Genomic DNA, 21,842 nt, shown 5'->3' with positions numbered 1-21,842 from the left:
GTAACTCTATTTTGTTGGGGATTCTAACCTAAAGAGGTTGGGTTTATAACACCAATTAGATCGTTTGATTATTCTATGCCTAACGCTTTTTTTACTGGCTTGAAACTCTTGCGGTGTTCACTGATCACTCCGTGTTGCTCAATCGCTTCAAAGTGCGCTTTAGTTGGGTAACCTTTGTGCTTCGCGAAGCCAAATTGTGGATGAAGTTTATCCAACTCTTCCATCTCTTGGTCACGCACGACTTTGGCAATAATTGAAGCCGCACTGATTTCGGCAACACGTAGATCGCCTTTTACCACAGCTTGAGCATCCATTGGCAGCTCCGGACAACGGTTACCATCAATCAACACCAAATCAGGTTGAACCTGTAACCCCGCCACTGCACGCTGCATCGCAACCATAGTCGCCTGCAAAATATTCAGTTGATCGATTTCTTCAGGAGAACAACGCCCGACCGCCCACGCCAATGCTTTTTCTTTGATTTCAGGAAGCAGCGCCATGCGTTTCTTTTCGGTCAATTTTTTCGAATCGTTCAACCCTTCAATAGGATTGTTAGGATCAAGGATAACCGCAGCGGTGACGACGTCTCCCACCAAAGGGCCACGTCCGACCTCGTCGACTCCGGCCACAAGCTGGTAACCTTGCGGATATTCAAACGGAGGGAGTTCAACTTTGGTTTTGGTCGCTTTTGGTTTAACAGCCATGATAAATCTCTATTTTTCAATCAGTTTTAGAACCGCGTTTGCGGCTTGTTGGTCCGCATCTTTACGGATCCAATGATGCATTTCCGTAAACTTATCTAACATCGGTTTATTGTCGCTTTCCAATAAGCGAGAAACCTCAGTAAACAAATTGTCTGGTGTGCACTCATCTTGTAGATATTCTTTGACGAGCTCATCATCCGCTAAGATATTCGGCAATGACACATACTTCGTTTTCAATAGACGTTTAGCTAAGAAAGCAGTAAATGCATTCACACGATAACCCACCACCATTGGACGCTTGAGAAGCATACACTCCAACGCTACGGTACCAGAGGCCAGCATCACGGCATCGGATGCGGTGATGACGTTGCGTGCGGTGTCATCAACTAACTTGAAGTCCAACTCTGGTGCGAGTTCTTTCCAGGCTTGTTCAAACTGCTCACGGCGTTTTTGATTAACAAGCGCGACAACAAACCCCAGTTCTGGAAATTTTTTATGGAGTAACTTGCAGGTTTCAATAAATGGCTCAGAGAGCATTTTTAACTCGCTACCACGACTGCCTGGCAGGACAGCAAGCCACTTTTTATCTTGTTCTAAACCAAGCAACTCACGTGCAGGCGCTTGTTCTGATTCTAGTGGGATGGAATCAGCCAAGGTATGACCAATGAACTCGCAAGGTACATTAAATTTGTCGTAGAACGCTTTCTCAAACGGAAGAAATGCTAGCACCAAGTTCGTTGCCGCTTCTATTTTAAAGATGCGCTTCTGACGCCAAGCCCAAACAGACGGACTCACGTAATGAACGGTTTTAATGCCCGCTTGCTTGAGGTCAAGCTCTAGGCGTAAGTTGAAGTCAGGAGCATCGATCCCGATGAAAACATCAGGCGGATTCTGAGTAAAATACTGAACGAGCTCAGCTTTCACTTTAAGAAGTCTCGGTAAGCGGCCTAAAACCTCGACTAACCCCATCACCGCAAGCTCTTCCATATCAAACAGAGACTCGCAACCTTGGGCTATCATTTTCGGACCGCCAATGCCTACGAACTCTGCGTCTGGATATTGCTGCTTTACTGCTTTGATAAAGCCTTCACCTAGCGTATCGCCAGACAATTCTCCGGCAATGATGCCAATACGTAATGGTCTTTCCATATCTACTTCGCTATTTTTCCTGTGCGCTATGGATAACGGTTTGCCTTATCCATAAAACACAAAAAGATCGTAACCTCAAATTCGGTCACGATCTTTTTATTTATTGCTTCATTCGCCAATTAACGAATAATGCCACGTTCCGTCGTTTCCAGAATATCTGAGAAACGCTTCACAGCCGGCCACTCTTGAGCCATTTCAGCCAGAATAGGCTTCACTTCTTCTAGCGTCTTACCTGAACGATAGATTTCTTTATACGCTTTTTGCAGCGCACGAATCTCTGGTTTCTCAAAGCCGTTACGCTTCAAGCCAACAAGGTTCAAGCCGAAAGGAGTCGCGTGGTTGCCTTGCGCGAGTACGTAAGCAGGGACATCTTGCACCACTGCTGAGCAGCCGCCAATGTACGCGTAAGCGCCCACTGTACAAAACGGGTGAATCGCAGACAGTGCCATCACACCAGCATAATCATCAACAGTAACGTGACCACCAAGAATCGAGTTATTACCGATATGAGTGTGGTTACCAATAACAACATCATGCGCAACGTGTGCATTCACACACAATAAGTTGTCATCACCAATGATAGTGGTTGCTTTGTCTTGCACTGTGCCGCGGTGAACTTGGACCGCTTCACGAATGACATTACGGTCACCGATAACCACAGTTGTGTCTTCACCACCGTATTTTTTGTCTTGGTTTTCTTCACCAATGACAGCATGTGGGAAAATACGGTTATCTTTGCCAATAGTCGTGTGACCTTTGATTACAACGTGAGACATCACTTCTGTGCCTTCACCAATTTCAACCGTAGAGGTGATGTACGTAAAAGGACCTACTGTTACGTTAGCACCAATTTTGGCGCCCTCTTCTACCACCGCTGCCGGGTGGATTTTAGCGGTTTCATGAATCATATTAAAACTCTCGACGAGCACACTTCAGTTCTGCAGAACATACCACTTCGCCGTCAACTTTTGCTACACCGCTAAATGCAGCAATGCCGCGACGTTCTTTCAGAAATTCTACCTCAATAACCAATTGGTCGCCCGGAACCACTGGTTTACGGAATTTCGCGCCGTCTACGCTTGCAAAGTAGTACAGTTCATTTTCTGTTGGTGCGCCAAATGATTTAAATGCAAGTAAGCCTGTTGCCTGAGCCATTGCTTCTAAAATCAAAACACCTGGGAATACTGGTAGTTGAGGAAAGTGACCTGTGAACTGAGGTTCGTTAACCGACACGTTTTTAATCGCGTGAAGGTACTTCTCTTCTTGGAAGTCTATCACTCGGTCGATCAATAAGAATGGGTAGCGATGAGGTAGTAGCTCTTGAATTTCAGAGATGTTCATCGTTTTCTTTTCAGTAGTCAAAGTCGTCTTCCTATATCAATTTTTTGCCGCCAAGATGGCAAACGTGGCAACAGGTCGTAAAGCCGAATCGCTTTGCAATATACTAGCAAAATACGCACCATCTTGGAGTTAAATCTACTTAGAGCGCGTCATTATAGAAGAAAAAGACCCGCATTTCGCGAGTCTTCGTACAGAATATGGAACTAGAGCCTGTTAGCTTTCACGTTAAATACAGAGCGAAAGATAACTTGTTCTAAATTTCTTCTTTCTGTTCCAGCTGTTTTTCAACCGCTTTCAGGCGCTTATTCATCTCATCAATACGGTGAACTCGAGTTGCAGTTTTACGCCACTCTCTGTTCGTTTGTAGTGGAATACCTGATGAGTAAAGGCCTTTTTCTTCGATGCTGCGCATTACCATGCCCATACCTGTAATCGCCACACCATCTGCGATAGTGATATGGCCATTCAGTACAGACGCGCCGCCAATCTGGCAGTACTTACCAATTTTTGTACTGCCCGCGACAATAGTACCACCAGGCATCACGGTACCATATCCGATCTGCACGTTGTGCGCGATTTGAAGTTGGTTATCCAGAATGACATTGTCTTCAATGATTGTATCTTCGAGTGCACCGCGGTCAATCGTAGTACAAGCACCAATCTCAACGCGGTTACCGATACGCACTGAACCAAGCTGAGGAATTTTAATCCACTCGCCTTTGTCATTCGCATAACCGAAGCCATCAGAGCCAATGACGGTGCCCGATTGAACAAGACAGTCATCACCCAATGACACTTCATGATAGATAGTGACATTAGCCCAAAGCTTGGTGTTATTCCCTAGCTTGGCGTTCTTACCGATAAAACAACCAGCGCCAACGCTTACGTTGTCGCCGAGTTCCACGCCCGTTTCAATCACGGCGTTAGCGCCGATTGTAACGTTCTCACCCATCTTAACGTCAGCGGCAATCACAGCACTTGGTGCAATATCGTCTGCCGGTTTTGGTGTGGTATCCATCGCTTGGACCACACGAGCAAATGCGACATAAGGGTCCGAAACCACTAGCGCGTTTCCAACGCATTGCTCTTTATGCTCAGCCTTTACCATAACAACGGTAGCTTGGCACTCAGAAAGGTGTTTTGCGTATTTTGGGTTAGACAAGAAGGTTACATCACCTTCTTGTGCTTTATCCATTGGGGCAACACGGCTTACAACGAGAGACTCGTCACCAAACAGCTCACCCCCGGTAATTGTCGCCAATTCGGCTAATGTTAATGTCTTCATAACTTCTTATTTTAGAGCTTTAATTACGTCTTCAGAGATATTGAATTCTGGCTTGCCGTACTGCAAAGCAGAGATATCAATCACAAGATCGTAACCATTTTTGTCTGCGACTTTCTTAACTGCATCTTGAATCGTTTTGAAAAGCTTCGCTTTTTCTTCAGCTTCACGACGCGCACTTGCTTTTTCAAGTGCTTGTGCTTTCACTTTGTACTCGCTGTCTAGCTTCGCGATATCGATACGTAGCTTTTCAACTTCGTCTTGACCCAAAAGCTCGCCGTCACGTTGTAGCTTCTCAATCTTTGTTTTAGCTTGTGCTTGGATTGACTTCAGTTCATCAGCTTTGCTTTTGAAGTCTTTCTGCATTTTTTGTAGTACAACTTCACGTTGAGGAAGAGCTTGAAAAACTTGAGCTGTATTTACGTAAGCAATTTTCTGTGCAGCTTCTGCCGCATTTGCAAACATTGAAGAGCTCAGTACAAGAAGGCCAATCCCAGCCGCTTTGATCATTTTATTCAAAATATTTTCCTCTTTAGAAAGTTCTACCGATAGTGAATGTGAAGAACTCTTCATCATCGCCATCAAATTTCTTAATTGGTTTCGCTAGTGAGAATACTAGTGGCCCCATTGGAGACATCCACTGCAACGCCGCACCGTAAGAAGAGCGGTAGTTGGTTGGATCTGAGTAATCGTAGTAGTAACGGTCACCATATTCCGCACCTGAATCGCGATAGTCAAACTCAGTATCCCAAACACTTGCCATATCAAAGAAGATACTGGTACGAATTTGGTTTTGTACTTCCTCTGATGCGAACGGCGTTGGAACAATCAACTCGACACTCGCTAGCGCCACGGCGTTACCACCGACAGAGTCATCTGTTGCTGTATCTGCACCATTGTTTGAGCCTGATGTATCACGGTAAACCGCTTTAGGGCCAACAGAGTTTGAACCAAAACCACGAAGCGACGTAAAGCCACCGGCGTAGTAGTTTTCATAGAATGGGAACAAGTTATCGTTACCATCTGTTTGGCCGTAACCATTGCCGTAACCTAAGCGACCACGGAACAAGAGGGTAAACTCATGCTTCTTAGTCAATGGCACATACTGGCGAACATCGTACTGCATTTTGAAGTATTGAACGTCAGAGCCAGGTACGGTCATTTTATAGAACGCACGTTGGTGGTTACCTGCCGTTGGGAAGTAACCACGGTTTAAGTTATTACGTGTCCAAGAGATATTGAAGTCGAAGTCGTTCGTGTTCAACGCTCCACTAGAATCAATGTTGTCTGCTTGTGCTCGTAAGAATTGCTCTACCTGCAAGTAAGGCGATAAGTTACCGATCTTGTTGTGCGTATAACCGACACCAAATTCAAAACGGTTCAGCTCATCGAATGGGAAGCCCCACGTTAAGCTCGCACCATAGCTTTCGTTGGTATAGTCAACGATATTGGCTTCTTTCGCTTCAAATTCGTTGTAGAAGACCTTACCACCTAAGCTAACACCGTCTAAGTTCCAGTACGGGTCTCGGTAATCTAAACTGATGTTTTTCTGGTAGTCATTCATCATCGCGTTGATACCAACACGGTTACCGCTACCAATGAAGTTATCTTGTTGTAGACCGACCTGGAAGCTCACGCCTGATTCGGTACCGTAGCCAACACCGAAGTTAACGCTACCAGAGTTCGCTTCTTTGACAGAGTAAACTAGGTCGACTTGATCATCACTACCTGGCACTCGAACGGTTTGTACTTCAACGTTTTCAAAGTAACCCAAACGGTTTAGACGAGTTTTACCCGTTTCAATCGATTTCGAGTTTAACCAACTGCCTTCCATCTGACGCATTTCACGACGAAGTACTTCATCTTTGGTTGAGTTGTTACCCGTGAAGCGGATATCACGAACGTAAATTCGGTTACCTGGATCGACGTTAACGACCAAAGAAACTTCTTGATTCTCGTCGTCAAACTCAGGAATGGTATTCACTTGAGGATAAGCGTAGCCGGACTCACCAAGCACACGTTTAATACCCTCTTCCATTGAAGTGACCAACGAGCCGTTGTACGTCTCATTGTCTTCAAATGGTACAAGTCGTTCGAACGTCGCTTCCTCACCAATCAAATCACCACGGAACTTTACGTCCTTGACGGTGTAAACCTCGCCCTCTTCTAAGCCAAGAGTAATGTATACCCCTTTCTTGTCAGGAGAGATTGCAACTTGTGTCGAATCAACGTTAAATTTTAGGTAACCGCGGTCCAGATAGAATGATTTGAGCGCTTCAATATCACCTGCAAGCACTTGTTTTTGGTACTTTTCGTCAGACAGAAAATTCCACCACGGCACATCAACATTCAAGTTAAAACGAGAAAGAAGGTCCTCATCGCTGAAAACTTCATTGCCGATAAAATTGATTTGCTGAATTTTTGCCGACACGCCTTCAGTAAAGACAAACTTTAGGTCAGAGCGGTTACGTGGCAGTGGAGTCACCACCGCTTTTACTGTTGCGTTGTATTTACCTACGCTGTAGTAAAAGTCTTCTAAGCCTTTTTCAATGTTGCTTAGCGTGGTGCGGTCAAGCGCTTCGCCTTCACGAACACCAGATGCGTTCAGGTTTTCTTGTAGCTGCTCGTCCTTGATTGCTTTGTTACCAGAAAATGAGATGCTGGCAATGGTAGGACGCTCTTTGACTTGAACCATCAGAACGCCGCCGTCACGTAACACTTTCACATCTTCAAAGTTACCAGATGCATACAGTGCACGGATAATCTCTGCAACATCGCCTTGGCCAATGGTATCACCGACACGTACAGGCATTTTCAACAACGCAGCACCCAGTGCTACACGCTGCAATCCATCGATTTCAATATCTTGAACTACGAAGTTCTCTGCTCCATTTGCAGATACACTGGTCGCCAGTAAACTTGCAAATAGAATTCGCTTAATCGCCATACTTGTTCTAATTATTCCTTGCTACTGCTTTTGTCTCTGAACTATCACAGACGAGTAAAATCATTAAATAGCGCTAACGCCATGAGCGAGAAGATGATCGCACCACCAATTCTAAAACCCATTTCCTGCACTCTCTCAGGAACGGGACGTCGAATGACTGCTTCAATTGCAAAAAACAACAAATGACCGCCATCCAACATTGGTAAAGGAACGAGATTAATAATACCTAGGTTAACACTAATTAGAGCGAGAAAACCTAAAAAGTAGACCAAGCCATAATCAGCCGTCGCGCCTGCGCCTTTGGCTATTGATATTGGACCACTCAGATTATTCAGACCAACGTCACCAACAATCAATTTCTTAAGCATGCTGATTGTCAAGCCAATGACTTGGCCGGTTTTGTCTACCGCCTTACCTACTGACTCGAATACACCAAACTGAAGGTCGAAGCGATAACTTTCTGGCCATTCTGCGACTTTAGGTGCAATACCTGCAAAACCAACGACTTCTTTGTTAGCTAGCTCACGGCTACCAGGCGTCAGCGTTAATGTTTGCTCATAGCCCTGACGCAATACCGTTAATTCAATCGGTGTATCAGGATTAGAGCGAACCGCTTCAACAACTTGCTTCCACTCCGTGATGCGTTGTTCACCAATAGCGACAATCTCATCACCTGGAAGCACACCTGCTTTTTCCGCCGCTCCACCTTGCGAAACCTGTTCGATAACGCGATACACCTCCGGTGTATACGGCGCAAAACCTAATGACTGCATCGCAGACTGAGTTTCAGGGTCGAACTCCCATTCGCGCAGATCGAGCGTTTTCGTTACTTCTGAACCAACTTCATTCGCTGACGTCAGTGTTACTGTCATCAAATCATCGCCAATATGAGAAATCAATCCCATATTTACCGATTCCCAATCCGGAGTTTTGATACCAGATATCGATTTAAGTTCCATTCCAGATTCAATTCCGGCTTCTGCGACGATCGAATTGGGCGTAACTTCACCAATTACTGGCTTAACTGCTGGGATACCAATAAGAAATACGAGCCAATAGGCGAAAATTGCGAAAAGGAAGTTAAAGATAGGGCCTGCCGCAACAATAGAGGTTCGCTTCCATAGCGGCTTCTTATCAAACGCTAAGTGCTTCTCATGTTCTGGCACCTCATCAACACGGCTATCAACCATTTTTACATAGCCGCCGAGAGGGATCATTGAGATGCTGTACTCCGTTCCGTCTTTGCCTACCTTACTCCAGATAGACTTGCCGAAACCGATTGAAAACTTTTCAACTTTCACGCCGCAACGGCGAGCAACCCAAAAGTGCCCAAACTCGTGCACAGCGACAAGAATGCCCAGTGCGACGATAAAAGAAATGAGATTCCACAATATACCAGTCATCAGCTACGCTCGCGTATGGTTTCTAGGGCAATAGTTCGTGCCATTCTATCTAGCTCTAACAAGCTTTCCAAGCTATTCGCATTCTCAGCTTTGCAGCTTGCATTGATTTTATTCAACACAGACTCATTGATGCGAGCGATATCCGTAAAACCTAGGCTGTTATTTAAAAATGCATCAACAGCGACTTCATTCGCTGCATTCAGTGCCGTTGTTGCATGTTGACCTTCATAACAAGCGTCAATTGCTAGTTTTAAACATGGGTAACGAGCAAAATCAGGTTGCAAAAACGTCAATTCGCCAATTTTCGTGAAGTCTAGTGGCTTAACTCCAGCTTCAACTCTTGATGGGTATGACATAGTCAGTGCAATAGGGGTCGCCATATCCGGCTCACCCATTTGTGCCAAAACCGAACCATCGCGGTATTGAACCATTGAATGAATAACAGACTGCGGATGAATAATAACCTTTAGCTGCTCGCGAGCCGCATTAAACAACCATTTAGCTTCGATATACTCCAAGCCTTTGTTCATCATCGTGGCTGAGTCAACGGAAATCTTTGGTCCCATCGACCAGTTCGGATGGGCGATCGCCTGTTCAGGAGTCACCTTTTCCAGTTCTGCGATGTCAGTGTAACGGAAAGGACCACCAGAACCAGTCAGCAAAATATGAGAAATGCCATGTTCTTGTAAATTACAACGACCTAAATTGGTTTGTACTTGCTGTGGTAAGCACTGGAAAATAGCATTGTGTTCACTATCGACGGGAAGTAGCTCCGCACCAAACTCTTCTACGGCATCAATAAATAACTGGCCTGACATGACCAGTGCTTCTTTATTTGCCAACAATACTCGCTTACCAGCTTTCACAGCAGCCATGGTAGGCAGTAGACCAGCCGCTCCGACAATAGCAGCCATCACACTGTCAACTTCGTCCAATGAAGCAATATGGCATAGAGCATCCACACCACCTAATACTTCGGTGTTTGGCGAAACCAAATGTAACTCAGATTGGAGTTGAATCGCTGCGGCTTTGTCCGCCATTACCGCGTATTTAGGTTGCCACTGACGACATAGCCCGATCATCTTTTCAACGTTGGTGCTTGCCGCTAAGGCAACGACAGAAAACAGCTCTGGGTTTTGTTCGACCACTTTAAGCGTGCTTGCACCAATAGATCCAGTAGCACCAAGAATCGTTAACTTTTGCATGTTGTAAGACCGTTAGAAAGCTCAGGAGCGACAATGCCGCTCCTGATAAATTAGAATACGTAGTAAAGAAGAGCAAAAACTGGGAATGCTGCGGTTAGGCTGTCAATACGATCGAGCACACCGCCATGTCCTGGGATAATGTTGCTGCTGTCTTTAATGCCTGAGACACGCTTGAACATACTTTCCACCAGATCGCCGAGCACTGATATAACAACAGTAACCAACGTAATCAACACCATATGGACAGGACTGGAGAACTGAATATCAAACCAATCAGCAAATGCCCACGCCACGATCAATGCCGTGATAATGCCGCCAATAAGCCCTTCAATGGTTTTATTCGGACTGACATGTGGCGCCATTTTACGTTTGCCTAAGCTTTTGCCTGCAAAGTAAGCACCGCTATCTGCAGCCCATACCAAGAAACAAACGTATAACACGAGCTTTGCTCCGTGGTATGGATCTACCGTAATGTCATGAGCTCTAAGAATAACTACACTCCAAAGGAATGGAATTAATGTCAGAAAACCAAACACATGGCGTAAAACAAAATTATTTTGCCAAGATTTCGTCGTTTTGGGATAAGTAATCGCCATTAAGCTAGCAATAATCCACCAAACAAAACCAAGGCCCAGCACAACATAATGAGGCGTTGCTAAATGGTTGAGGCTATGTGCGTCAGGCGAAATATATAGAAAACTAAGTCCGGTAACAATGACTGCCGGAACGAGGGCAGCAAAGCGAGAGTTGCTTCCTGTAAATTGAGTCCACTCCCAAAAACCTAATAGGGTAATTGCAGTTAAAGCGGCAATAAAGCCCATTAGGGGTAATTTAAAAATGCCTAAAATAACCAGGGGAGCTAAAATTAGTGCTGTTATTATTCTCTGTTTCAAACTAACTAGTCCTTATTGAGCTGCCATCAATGCCTTTATTTGTTCACCTGTACAGCCAAAACGACGTTCTCGATTGATAAACCAAGTTACAGCTTCAACTAAGCTGTCTTCGTCGAATTCCGGCCAATACTCGGGTGTAAAGTACATTTCTGCATAAGCCATTTGCCACAACATAAAGTTGCTGATGCGACACTCTCCACTGGTACGAATCAAAAGATCCACTTCAGGTAAGTCTGCCATGGTCAAATGCTCAGTGATTAGCTGCTCATTGATATCCTCTACACGAATCTCACCGTTACGTGCTTTTAACGCTAACGTTTTGGCCGCTTCTGTGATGTCCCACTTACCGCCATAATTGGCTGCAATGTTGATCACCATCCCCGTGTTACCTGCCGTTAGATTTTCAGCTTCTACAATCTTCTTTTGTAGACGCTCACTAAATCGACTGGTATCACCGATCACGCGCAACCGTAAATTATTTTTGTGTAGTTTTTTTACTTCACTAGACAGGACCGTGATAAACAGTTCCATCAAAAGACCCACTTCTTCCTCCGGACGACGCCAGTTTTCACTACTAAAAGCAAATAGCGTCATGGCTTTAATGCCAAGCTTTGAAGCAGCAGCCACGGTCTTACGAACGGCATTAACGCCTTTTTTGTGACCAAATACGCGAGGTTTTCCTTTGGACTTAGCCCAACGGCCATTACCGTCCATAATGATGGCAATATGCTTAGGAAGGGAATCAGAGAAGGCTTGAGAATTTTGCATAGGGAGTTAATTGAGTTCCATCAGTTGGATAGACTAACATAAAAAAACGCTGAGCTGTGAGCACAGCGTTTTCCAACAGTGATGTGTGTGGGAGTATTAAACTTCCATCAACTCTTTTTCTTTTGCAGCAAGAACTTCATCGATCTTCTTAACTGCAACGTCAGTTAGTTTTTGAATTTCATCTTGTGCTTTACGATCTTCATCTTCAGAGATTTCTTTATCTTTTAGAAGCGCTTTTAGATCGTTGTTTGCGTCACGACGGATGTTACGAACAGCAACACGACCACCTTCAGCTTCACCACGAACAATCTTAACTAGGTCTTTACGACGCTCTTCCGTTAGTGGTGGAAGTGGAACACGGATGATAGTACCAGCAGACATAGGGTTTAGACCAAGATCAGACGTCATGATCGCTTTTTCTACTTTCGGAGTCAGCTCTTTATCGAAAACCGTGATTGCAAGTGTACGTGCATCTTCAGCAATAACGTTTGCTACTTGGTTTAGAGGTGTTGCTGCACCGTAGTATTCTACAGAAATACCAGATAGTAGGCTTGGGTGTGCACGACCTGTACGAATTTTAGAAAGGTTGTTCTTAAGCGCTTCAACGCTTTTATCCATGCGCTCTTGCGCGTCTTTTTTGATTTCGTTAATCACAGTTTCACCTTAAAAATGTCATCTTTCCTGAAGAAAGCCTAAAACGGTTGAGCAAAGCAAACGCCACCCTAACGCTTTGGGTGGCACCTTGGGACAAGCTTATTCGTTGATTAGCGTGCCTTCTGCTTCGCCCATAACCACGCGACGTAGTGCGCCTGGCTTGTTCATGTTAAATACGCGGATTGGCATTTTGTGGTCACGAGCTAGCGTAAACGCCGCCAAGTCCATCACTTTCAGCTCTTTATCCAGAACTTCTGCGTAAGATAGCTTATCATACAGCTCTGCGTCTGGGTTTGCTACAGGGTCAGCAGTAAATACACCATCAACTTTCGTCGCTTTTAGTACAACATCCGCTTCGATTTCAATACCACGTAGGCAAGCAGCAGAATCCGTTGTAAAGAACGGGTTACCCGTACCAGCAGAGAAGATGACAACACGGCCTTGGCGAAGCTCACGGATCGCATCAGCCCAATTATAGTCGTCACATACGCCTTTTAGAGGAATGGCAGACATAACGCGCGCATTCACGTATGCACGGTGAAGAGCATCGCGCATCGCTAGGCCATTCATTACTGTAGCAAGCATACCCATGTGGTCACCAACTACGCGGTTCATACCAGCTTCAGCAAGGCCTGCACCACGGAACAAGTTACCGCCACCGATAACTACACCAACCTGAACACCCAGTTCAACCAGTTCTTTAACTTCTTGTGCCATGCGATCAAGGACCGCAGGATCAATACCAAAACCGTCTTCACCTTGAAGAGCTTCACCACTCAGTTTTAATAGAATACGTTGATACGCTGGTTTAGGGTTCGTAGTCATGGAGTTTACCTTCCAAAGAGAGTTGTTGATTAACAGTCATGAATAGACACAAATTCAGTTATGGCTATTCATCACGGCTAATCGTTCACTGCTCATAAAAAGACCGCAGCCAAGGCTACGGTCTAATCTTTATACAGTCTCTAAGGATTAACCTTTTTGAGCTGCAGCAACTTCTTCAGCGAAGCTCATTTCTTCTTTCTTCTCGATACCTTCACCTACTTCTAGGCGAACGAATGTAGAAACTGAAGCGCCTTTTTCTTTCAGCATTTCACCTACAGTTTTCTTAGGTTCCATGATGAAAGCTTGACCTGTTAGAGAGATCTCGCCAGTGAATTTCTTCATACGGCCAACAACCATCTTCTCAGCGATTTCAGCAGGCTTGCCTTCGTTCATTGCGATTTCAACTTGAACCGCTTTCTCTTTTTCTACTACGTCAGCTGGTACGTCTTCTGGGTTAACGAACTCAGGCTTAGAAGCAGCAACGTGCATTGCAACGTGCTTAAGAGTTTCTGCGTCGCCTTCACCAGCAACAACAACACCGATTTTCTCACCGTGACGGTAAGAAGCAATTGCAGTGCCTTGAACGTATTCTACGCGACGGATAGTGATGTTTTCACCGATTTTAGCTACAAGAGCTACACGTGCGTCTTCGAATTGTGCTTGTAGCTCTTCAACAGTCGCTTTTGAAGCTAGAGCTGCAGCTGCAACTTCTTCTGCGAATGCAGTGAAGTTACCGTCTTTAGCAACGAAGTCAGTTTGGCAGTTAACTTCAAGAAGAACAGCAACGCCGTTTTCTTCTTTGATGATGATTGCGCCTTCAGCTGCAACGTTACCAGCTTTCTTAGCTGCTTTCGCTGCGCCAGATTTACGCATGTTTTCAATTGCTAGTTCGATGTCAGCGTTTGCTTCTACAAGCGCTTTCTTACATTCCATCATGCCAGCGCCAGTACGCTCGCGAAGTTCTTTAACTAGAGCAGCAGTTACAGTTGCCATTCTGTATTCCTCGTTTGATTCGAAATAAGGTAAAAAACAGGGGCCTAACATTGTCGGCCCCCATTGCTAACTATAACTTAGTTTATGCTACACAAAGGTTTCACATAGACCAAGTGTGACACAGAGCCGCTATTATTCAGCTTCTACGAAACCGTCTTTTTCAGCAACTGCAGCTACGTCTTTGTTACGACCTTCAGATACTGCAGAAGCAGCAGCGTTCAGGTATAGCTGTACAGCGCGGATCGCGTCGTCGTTACCTGGGATTACGTAGTCAACGCCGTCTGGGTTAGAGTTAGTATCTACCACAGCGTATACTGGAATACCTAGGTTGTTAGCTTCTTTAATTGCAATGTGTTCGTGATCAGCGTCGATTACGAATAGAGCGTCTGGTAGGCCGCCCATGTCTTTGATACCACCAAGAGATTTCTCTAGCTTCTCCATTTCGCGAGTACGCATTAGAGCTTCTTTCTTAGTTAGTTTGTCAAAAGTACCGTCTTGAGACTGAGTCTCTAGATCTTTTAGACGCTTGATAGACTGACGAACTGTTTTGTAGTTTGTAAGCATACCGCCTAACCAGCGGTTGTTTACGTAAAACTGGTTGCTTGCGATTGCAGCTTCTTTAACAGCTTCAGATGCAGCGCGCTTAGTACCTACGAATAGAACTTTACCTTTCTTCTCGCCAACTTTAGCTAGTTCAGCTAGAGCGTCGTTGAACATTGGTACAGTTTTTTCTAGGTTGATGATATGAACTTTGTTACGAGCGCCAAAGATGAATGGCTTCATTTTTGGGTTCCAGTAACGAGTCTGGTGACCGAAGTGAACACCAGCTTTTAGCATATCGCGCATTGATACAGTTGCCATTTTAAATTCCTCTATGGGGTTAGGCCTCCACATTCCCCATAACTCCGACCAAGCTTCTGCTCAGCACCCCGGAATATGTGACGGAATGTGTGTGATTTAAAGATAAAAGGTTATTCGGATGAAGCTTGCTTCGCCGCTTAGCTTTGCTAAACGAAGAGAACAGTCCTCTATTCCGGCGCGCTTTATACCATATTTTAGCTCACTGTGGCTAGTAAAAATTATTTCTTCACCGTGCCACTTTCTCCTATTTATAAGCAAAACTTTAAACATACGATCGAATTAAGAATGATGCATATTCCTATCTAACTTGGGTTAACGCCCCGATGTCTGATAGAATGCGGCCATTCGCACGTTTACGTGCTTAGGAATAAGTAGAGAAAGCCAATGTCAATCAAGATTAAAACTGCTGAAGAAATAGAACGCATGCGCATTGCGGGCAAGCTGGCCGCAGAGATTCTAGAAATGATCGAACCACACATCAAAGTTGGTGTGACGACAGAAGAGTTGAACAAAATCTGTCATGAGTACGCTCTAGAAAAAGGCGCATACTCTGCTCCGCTTGATTACCATGGTTTCCCTAAGTCGATTTGTACTTCAATCAACCATATCGTATGCCACGGTATTCCAGCAGAAAAAGACGAAATCGGTAGCAACGGCCAAATGAAGCCAGCGGTACTAAAAGATGGCGACATCTTAAACGTTGATATTACCGTAATCGTTCCAAATGATGAGAATGCCGATCTGAGCGTGCGTCCTCAGGGTTACCATGGTGACACTTCTAAGATGTTCCTAGTCGGTGATGTTTCACCTGCGAACAAACGTCTGTGCATGGTAGCTCAAGAAGCACTGTATGTTGGTATGCGTACCGTTAAGCCAGGTTCAACAGTTGGTGACATCGGTACAGCTATCGAGAAATACATCAAAGAGAACAACAAAAACAACCCTCGCAACAAGTTTTCTATTGTGAAAGACTTCTGTGGCCACGGTATCGGCGATGAGTTCCATGAAGAACCACAAGTGGTTCATTACAAGAACAAAGACCGCCGCGTACTAAAAGAAGGCATGTGCTTTACTATTGAGCCGATGATTAACGCAGGTAAATTTGGTTGCTCTGTTGACGCTCAAGACGATTGGACCGTTTACACAGGCGACGGCAAGAACTCTGCGCAATGGGAACATACCATTGTTGTAACAAAAGAAGGTTGTGAAGTACTGACGCTTCGTAGCGACGATACGATTCCTCGCCTAATGAAAAACGCGTAAAGCTAACGACCACTCGTTGTTTACTGTATCCCTGCTTCGGCGGGGATATTTTTTATCTGCCACAAATTTGTTAGATTGTAACTAGATTAGCTTGCACGGATGGCAAATATGACACTTCAGTCCCCTCTTACCTTTTCCGATGAACAAATCAATATCGGAGAACTCAAACAAGAGTTAGAGAAATTTAGCTCCGATCAAAACCAAGAGTTTCTCAATCATCATCCGGTAACAAGCTTGGTTTTAGCCAGAGCAGAATACATGGATCTGCTTCTGAATCGTTTGTGGCAACATTTTGGCTTCAAAGATATTTACAACATTTCCCTAGTTGCCGTGGGTGGCTATGGACGTGGCGAGCTGCATCCGCTCTCCGATATCGATATTTTGATTCTGTCGAACAATAAGCTGCCGACCGCACTAGAAGCAAAAATCAGCGAATTCATTACGCTGTTGTGGGATTTAAAACTCGAGGTCGGACACGCTGTTCGCACCGTTAACGAATGTGCGGAAATTGGTAAAGCCGATCTAACGGTCGCGACAAACCTTCAAGAAGCGCGACTGCTGTGTGGAAGCGAGGACACCTTTCAGGCACTGAAGAAAGTTGTATTATCAGACTCCTTTTGGCCAAGTGAAACGTTTTATCGCGCTAAAATTCAAGAGCAGAGAGAACGCCATGCGCGTTACCATGATACAACCTACAACTTAGAACCAGACATTAAGTCGACCCCTGGCGGGCTGCGCGATATTCATACATTAAGCTGGGTCGCCCGACGTCACTTTGGTGCCACGTCATTGCTGGAAATGAGCCGATACGGATTTTTAACTGACGCAGAATACCGAGAATTGGTTGAATGTCAGGACTTCCTTTGGCGAGTGCGTTTCGCTCTGCACATGGAGCTTCGCCGCTATGACAACCGCTTGACCTTTGCCCATCAAGCACAAGTTGCGGAAAATCTAGGCTACGTCGGTGAAGGCAACCGAGGCGTAGAAATGATGATGAAAGAGTTCTACCGCACACTTCGTCGTGTGGCAGAGCTCAATAAAATGCTACTCAAACTTTTTGATCAAGCGATCATTAATGGTGGGGCGACAGAAAGTGCCGAGATTCTCGATGCCGACTTCCAACGCCGTGGCTCTTTGATTGAAGCGCGGAAACCCGCATTGTTTCAAGCTCGCCCAGAAACTATTCTGGATATGTTCTTACATATCGCGAACGACTCAACCATTGAAGGGGTGAGTCCACCAACACTGCGTCAGCTGCGCACTGCGCGCCGTCGGCTCAACAAGTTTTTGCACACCATTCCTGCTGCGCGTGAAAAGTTCATGGCGTTATGTCGTCACCCTAATGCTCTGCATAAAGCATTCAGCCTAATGCACAGATTAGGGGTTATGGCGGCCTATTTACCGCAATGGAGCCAAATTGTTGGTCAAATGCAGTTTGACTTATTCCACGCCTACACGGTTGATGAGCACAGTATTCGCTTACTGAAACACATTAATACCTTTAGTGACCCAGAAAATCATGCGAAGCACCCTATTTGTTGTGACGTCTACCCACGGATGCAAAAGAAAGAACTGCTGATTATTGCCGCTATTTTCCACGATATCGGTAAAGGACGTGGCGGCGATCACTCTGTTATAGGCGAAGGTGAGGCTTACGACTTCTGTATTGAGCATGGCTTATCGAAGCCCGAGGCCAAACTTGTCGCTTGGTTGGTAAGACATCATCTATTAATGTCTGTCACCGCACAGCGCCGAGATATTTATGATCCCGATGTCATTACCGAATTTGCCAAAAAAGTCAGAGACGAAGAATCTCTCGATTATCTTGTATGCCTGACAGTTGCAGATATTTGTGCAACCAACCCAGAACTTTGGAATGCTTGGAAACGAACTTTACTTGCGGAGCTGTATTACTCCACACAACGTGCTTTACGCAGAGGCCTAGAGAATCCTGTCGATGTGCGTGAGAGAATTCGTCACAATCAACAAATGGCCTCCGCAATGCTGCGCAAAGAGGGGTTTGCCGCGCGCGAAATTGAAGTATTGTGGCAACGCTTCAAAGCTGACTACTTCCTTCGTCATACCCATACGCAAATCGCGTGGCACTGCGAACACTTACTTCGCATGGAAGATCCGACTAAGCCTTTGGTGTTGATCAGTAAAAAAGCCACTCGTGGTGGCACTGAGGTGTTTGTATATACGAAAGACCAGCCTGCTTTATTTGCGACGGTCGTGGCGGAGTTAGATAGGCGTAATTTTAATGTACACGACGCACAAATCATGACCAGCAAAGATGGGCACGTGATTGATACCTTTATGGTACTCGATCAACATGGCGAAGCGATCGATGAGTCTCGTCACGCCGCGGTGATTAAACACCTCACCCATGTACTGGAGGCGGGCCGACCAACCAAGATTAAAACGCGCCGTACTCCGAACAAACTTCAGCACTTTAACGTGAAAACCAAAGTCGACTTCTTACCAACCAAAGGTAAAAAGCACACTTTAATGGAGTTTGTCGCGCTAGACACACCAGGGCTGTTGGCCAAAGTAGGCCGTACGTTTGCTGATTTAAATATCAACCTTCATGGTGCAAAAATCACCACCATTGGTGAGCGAGCAGAAGACTTGTTTATTTTAACCAGTGATGCAGGGGGAAGATTAAGTGAAGAACAGCAAGATGAGCTAAGAGAGAGATTGATCGAAAAGTTATCTGATGAGGTCTCTGCTTAGATCAAACCTGCCAATCTTTTCGGTTCAGGGCGAGAGCGATCTTGCCCACAAGTTAAGCATTTTGGCTAAATATCAGCTATCTAGCTCATACATAGGCTGCTACAGTTATATCAATATCAATTCGATGTAATAGAGGTAGCCTATGTATCCCCACCTCACTGGTTTGGGTATTCACGACCCTAAGCAGATTGAACGTTATTCCCTACGCCAAGAAGCACACAAAGACGTACTCAAGATCTATTTCCACAAGCAAAAAGGCGAGCTGTTCGCCAAAAGCGTTAAATTCAAATACCCGCGCCAAATCAAAAATGTTCTTGTGGACAGTGGCAGTCACAAATATAAAGAAGTAACGGAAATCAACCGTAACCTCACATTGGTCATTGATGAACTGAATAAAATCACTAAGCCAACGAAACAACCTGAGGTTGATGTCAAAGAGAAAATTCTTTCAGACCTTCGTCATTTAGAAAAAGTCGTTTCGAGCAAGATCGCAGAGATCGAAGCGGATCTCGAAAAACTAAAGTAAAACGTTAAGTCTTAAATATTAAAAAAGGGTTAGCATTGATGCTAACCCTTTTTATTTGTACTCAATCATTATCTAGATCTAACTAATCCCATTATCGGTTGATCATTGATTCATCCCACTCAAAACGAGTAAACAATTGCAGCCAAGTCTCATCAATATTGGCAGTCATGACAACCTCTTGATCGGTAAATGGGTGGACAAACCGTAACTCTGAAGCGTGCAGTAGCAAGCGATGAGAATCAAACTCTGTGCGATAAAGCTTGTTGTGCTTGCCGTCTCCGTGCGTTGTATCACCCACAATAGGATGGCGTAGATGCGCCATATGACGACGAAGTTGGTGCTTACGCCCCGTTTTAGGTTTCATCTCAACTAAGCAATAACGCGTTGTAGGAAATTTACCCGTCGAATAGGGAACTTCCACTTTAGCCAACGGTTTATATTCCGTCACCGCTTCTTGCGCTTCTTTTTCTTGTGAAGCGAACTTATCCGCAATCTTGTCTAACTCGACTTTGAGCGCGTAATCCAAGACGCCCTCTTCCTCAATCCAACCGCGTACTATTGCGTGGTATGTCTTTTCCATTTTATGTTCAGCAAACATCGGCATGACTTGTGACGCGACTTCACTCGACAAAGCAAACACGAGCACACCAGATGTTGGACGATCCAGACGATGCAATGGGAACACATGCTGACCAATTTGGTCGCGCAAAGTTTGCATGACAAACTGAGTTTCGTGTTTATCTAACCAACTGCGATGCACCAGCATGCCGGCAGGCTTGTTAACCGCTACAAAATATTCATCCTGATAAACGATCTCCAGTTCCACTGGTTCTGAAGATCGCGCTATTTCTTGTTCTAGCATTCGTTTACTTACACAGTTCGTCAATGGTTCGGATTGTAACAAGCAGCTCTGCGAACTGCGGTTCCTGCTTCCACGCTTCTGAAAAATAGGGCTCGAGAGAAAACCCTCTTGGTAATGGTTGGTTGTTTTCCACTAGCACGTGCATTCTGTCTATAAAGATCCACTGCAACCACTCATGAGGATGCAACGTATCAATCGCAAATGGCTCCACGCTTTGTAAGGCTTGCTCTGAAGGCCTAGTGTGTTGCCACAACTTATGTTCTTTAAGCTGCGTTTCAAGTTGGTGAAGTAAGTCGACCAATTGAGTATTTGTTACCATTAATTCTATCTCGAACCTTGAATTAGCCGAGAATGATACCATTTCTTGTGAAAAGAACGTTAGGACGTCGTATTTAATGGAAAACATTCAAACCCTCACTCAACTGTTGAACAACAGCCGCTGTGATTATCAAATCTTCGATCTTGGTCGTCGTATCAAAACCATCGCTAAGAAAGAGTTTGCCGATGTAGAAAAAGGTCAAGCACCGTACCCATTTCCAATGCAGCGTAAAGCACACCTTGCCATCGCTTATTGGAATGAACAAAAGCAACCTTGGATTTGGTTTCTAAAGTTTGAATTGGACGAGCGCGGTTTGTTAAAGCAAGCGGATATCGGCAATTTCATTAAATACGTAGTGGAAGCCATGGGAACACGCCTCAATGATGATATCACTGAAGAGCAACAGCAAAAGCTGTCTAATAACCCATATACGTTCAAGCCTTCCGAAGACAAAATGGCCGTGTTCCATAGCCAGGTCCGCGCGAATCTCGATCTTCCTACCAGCCAATATTATGAGCACACTCAGCATTACTTTTCAGGTGGCTTAGGCTGGGATAATTGGCAAACCGTAGGTCTGCAAGGAATCACCGACATGGCCGCTCGTTTGGACAAAGAGCAAAACGGGGTAATGATACGCAAAGCATTGAACCACCTACCGAATGAACCACTTTATGCTCTGTTGGGTGCGCTTGAGCATGTAGAGTTACAAGAGCGTTTAGCTGAGCGTATCGCCGACAAAGCACAACAAGAAATCGCAAGTAGCGAACCGGATCTCTTCCTACTTTCAGCGCTTATCCGAGCTTTGGCTGGCGCACCAACAGCCATTGCCTCGCCAGTGTTAGAAGCGATTTTACAAAGCCCTCGTTTAAGCCATCAGGAAGTACTGATTGGCGTGGCTGGCCGAGCTTGGCACTTACTAGCCAATGAAAAGGTAGCAGAACAGTTTTTGCTGCGTTTAGCTCAAACCGGTAATCAAGCCCTATTTAATCAGTTATTTGCCGATTTAGTGATGCTACCAGAGTTAAGAATGGTGCTATTGCCCTTGCTACATTCAAATCCATCTGAAGAACTAGCAAACGCGCTAGTAAGCTTACAACAAGCAACAAAGGGATAA

21 protein-coding genes are annotated in these 21,842 nt (G+C 45.0%); 4 read left to right on the top strand and 17 right to left on the bottom strand.

Features of this window, described 5'->3' with window-relative positions:
* Positions 1 to 68 precede the first annotated feature (68 nt).
* From rnhB to rpsB, 15 genes are all read right to left on the bottom strand, one after another.
* Entirely contained in the window at positions 69 to 704 is a 636-nt protein-coding gene (gene rnhB / locus L3V32_RS07735; protein WP_005380361.1) for a ribonuclease HII, read from the bottom strand.
* Between the two features lie 9 nt (positions 705 to 713).
* A complete protein-coding gene (gene lpxB / locus L3V32_RS07730; protein WP_006741666.1) occupies positions 714 to 1,853 on the bottom strand; it encodes a lipid-A-disaccharide synthase in 1,140 nt (379 codons plus the stop codon).
* Between the two features lie 119 nt (positions 1,854 to 1,972).
* Positions 1,973 to 2,761 carry an acyl-ACP--UDP-N-acetylglucosamine O-acyltransferase gene (lpxA, locus tag L3V32_RS07725; RefSeq protein WP_005380357.1) on the bottom strand — a complete coding sequence of 263 codons (789 nt, stop codon included), beginning with the start codon at positions 2,759 to 2,761 and terminating at the stop codon, positions 1,973 to 1,975.
* Between the two features lies 1 nt (position 2,762).
* Positions 2,763 to 3,215: a 3-hydroxyacyl-ACP dehydratase FabZ gene (gene fabZ, locus L3V32_RS07720; protein WP_005380349.1), complete on the bottom strand. Its 453-nt coding sequence runs from the start codon at positions 3,213 to 3,215 to the stop codon at positions 2,763 to 2,765.
* 232 nt (positions 3,216 to 3,447) lie between these two features.
* A complete protein-coding gene (gene lpxD / locus L3V32_RS07715) occupies positions 3,448 to 4,479 on the bottom strand; it encodes a UDP-3-O-(3-hydroxymyristoyl)glucosamine N-acyltransferase (RefSeq protein ID WP_065645509.1) in 1,032 nt (343 codons plus the stop codon).
* Between the two features lie 6 nt (positions 4,480 to 4,485).
* On the bottom strand, positions 4,486 to 4,995 hold the full coding sequence (locus L3V32_RS07710) for an OmpH family outer membrane protein (protein WP_046875560.1): 510 nt from the start codon (positions 4,993 to 4,995) through the stop codon (positions 4,486 to 4,488).
* Between the two features lie 13 nt (positions 4,996 to 5,008).
* Positions 5,009 to 7,423 carry an outer membrane protein assembly factor BamA gene (gene bamA, locus L3V32_RS07705; protein ID WP_006741664.1) on the bottom strand — a complete coding sequence of 805 codons (2,415 nt, stop codon included), beginning with the start codon at positions 7,421 to 7,423 and terminating at the stop codon, positions 5,009 to 5,011.
* 44 nt (positions 7,424 to 7,467) lie between these two features.
* Complete coding sequence (gene rseP, locus L3V32_RS07700) at positions 7,468 to 8,826, bottom strand: sigma E protease regulator RseP (RefSeq protein ID WP_085344093.1); 1,359 nt, start codon at positions 8,824 to 8,826, stop codon at positions 7,468 to 7,470.
* Positions 8,826 to 10,031: a 1-deoxy-D-xylulose-5-phosphate reductoisomerase gene (gene ispC / locus L3V32_RS07695; RefSeq protein ID WP_170903199.1), complete on the bottom strand. Its 1,206-nt coding sequence runs from the start codon at positions 10,029 to 10,031 to the stop codon at positions 8,826 to 8,828. Before ispC ends, rseP begins: the two co-directional genes overlap by 1 nt.
* Positions 10,032 to 10,081: 50 nt before the next feature.
* Positions 10,082 to 10,924, bottom strand: coding sequence for a phosphatidate cytidylyltransferase (locus L3V32_RS07690; protein WP_048625888.1), 843 nt, complete (start codon positions 10,922 to 10,924; stop codon positions 10,082 to 10,084).
* Positions 10,925 to 10,936: 12 nt separating this feature from the next.
* A complete protein-coding gene (locus L3V32_RS07685; RefSeq protein WP_006741661.1) occupies positions 10,937 to 11,692 on the bottom strand; it encodes an isoprenyl transferase in 756 nt (251 codons plus the stop codon).
* Positions 11,693 to 11,788: 96 nt separating this feature from the next.
* A complete protein-coding gene (gene frr, locus L3V32_RS07680) occupies positions 11,789 to 12,346 on the bottom strand; it encodes a ribosome recycling factor (RefSeq protein WP_005380330.1) in 558 nt (185 codons plus the stop codon).
* 99 nt (positions 12,347 to 12,445) lie between these two features.
* Complete coding sequence (gene pyrH / locus L3V32_RS07675) at positions 12,446 to 13,171, bottom strand: UMP kinase (protein ID WP_005380329.1); 726 nt, start codon at positions 13,169 to 13,171, stop codon at positions 12,446 to 12,448.
* Positions 13,172 to 13,318: 147 nt separating this feature from the next.
* A complete protein-coding gene (tsf, locus tag L3V32_RS07670) occupies positions 13,319 to 14,164 on the bottom strand; it encodes a translation elongation factor Ts (RefSeq protein WP_012841502.1) in 846 nt (281 codons plus the stop codon).
* Positions 14,165 to 14,296: 132 nt separating this feature from the next.
* The gene (rpsB, locus tag L3V32_RS07665; protein ID WP_012841501.1) at positions 14,297 to 15,025 is read right to left on the bottom strand and encodes a 30S ribosomal protein S2; all 729 of its coding nucleotides are present in this window, start codon (positions 15,023 to 15,025) and stop codon (positions 14,297 to 14,299) included.
* 384 nt (positions 15,026 to 15,409) lie between these two features.
* On the opposite strand from rpsB, the gene map reads away from it, so the two are divergent.
* From map to L3V32_RS07650, 3 genes are all read left to right on the top strand, one after another.
* Complete coding sequence (gene map / locus L3V32_RS07660) at positions 15,410 to 16,288, top strand: type I methionyl aminopeptidase (protein WP_005380326.1); 879 nt, start codon at positions 15,410 to 15,412, stop codon at positions 16,286 to 16,288.
* 108 nt (positions 16,289 to 16,396) lie between these two features.
* Positions 16,397 to 19,021, top strand: a complete 2,625-nt coding sequence (gene glnD, locus L3V32_RS07655; protein ID WP_237284068.1) for a bifunctional uridylyltransferase/uridylyl-removing protein GlnD — start codon at positions 16,397 to 16,399, stop codon at positions 19,019 to 19,021.
* Positions 19,022 to 19,163: 142 nt separating this feature from the next.
* Positions 19,164 to 19,547, top strand: coding sequence for a DUF3461 family protein (locus tag L3V32_RS07650; RefSeq protein ID WP_005380322.1), 384 nt, complete (start codon positions 19,164 to 19,166; stop codon positions 19,545 to 19,547).
* Between the two features lie 91 nt (positions 19,548 to 19,638).
* Here the strand turns inward: L3V32_RS07650 and truC are convergent, their stop codons facing one another.
* Positions 19,639 to 20,409, bottom strand: a complete 771-nt coding sequence (gene truC, locus L3V32_RS07645; RefSeq protein ID WP_237284067.1) for a tRNA pseudouridine(65) synthase TruC — start codon at positions 20,407 to 20,409, stop codon at positions 19,639 to 19,641.
* A gap of 4 nt (positions 20,410 to 20,413) precedes the next feature.
* Positions 20,414 to 20,728 carry a YqcC family protein gene (locus L3V32_RS07640; RefSeq protein WP_005391784.1) on the bottom strand — a complete coding sequence of 105 codons (315 nt, stop codon included), beginning with the start codon at positions 20,726 to 20,728 and terminating at the stop codon, positions 20,414 to 20,416.
* Positions 20,729 to 20,804: 76 nt separating this feature from the next.
* On the opposite strand from L3V32_RS07640, the gene L3V32_RS07635 reads away from it, so the two are divergent.
* Positions 20,805 to 21,842 (top strand): DUF3549 family protein, encoded by a 1,038-nt coding sequence (locus L3V32_RS07635; RefSeq protein ID WP_109169607.1) that lies wholly within the window; start codon positions 20,805 to 20,807, stop codon positions 21,840 to 21,842.

Origin of the sequence: Vibrio sp. J2-4, from assembly GCF_021728155.1 — a bacterium.
In the GTDB taxonomy this organism is placed as follows: Bacteria; Pseudomonadota; Gammaproteobacteria; order Enterobacterales; family Vibrionaceae; genus Vibrio; species Vibrio diabolicus.
The sequence above is the reverse complement of the archived record's forward strand: the minus strand, read 5'-3'. Positions and strand labels throughout refer to the sequence as shown.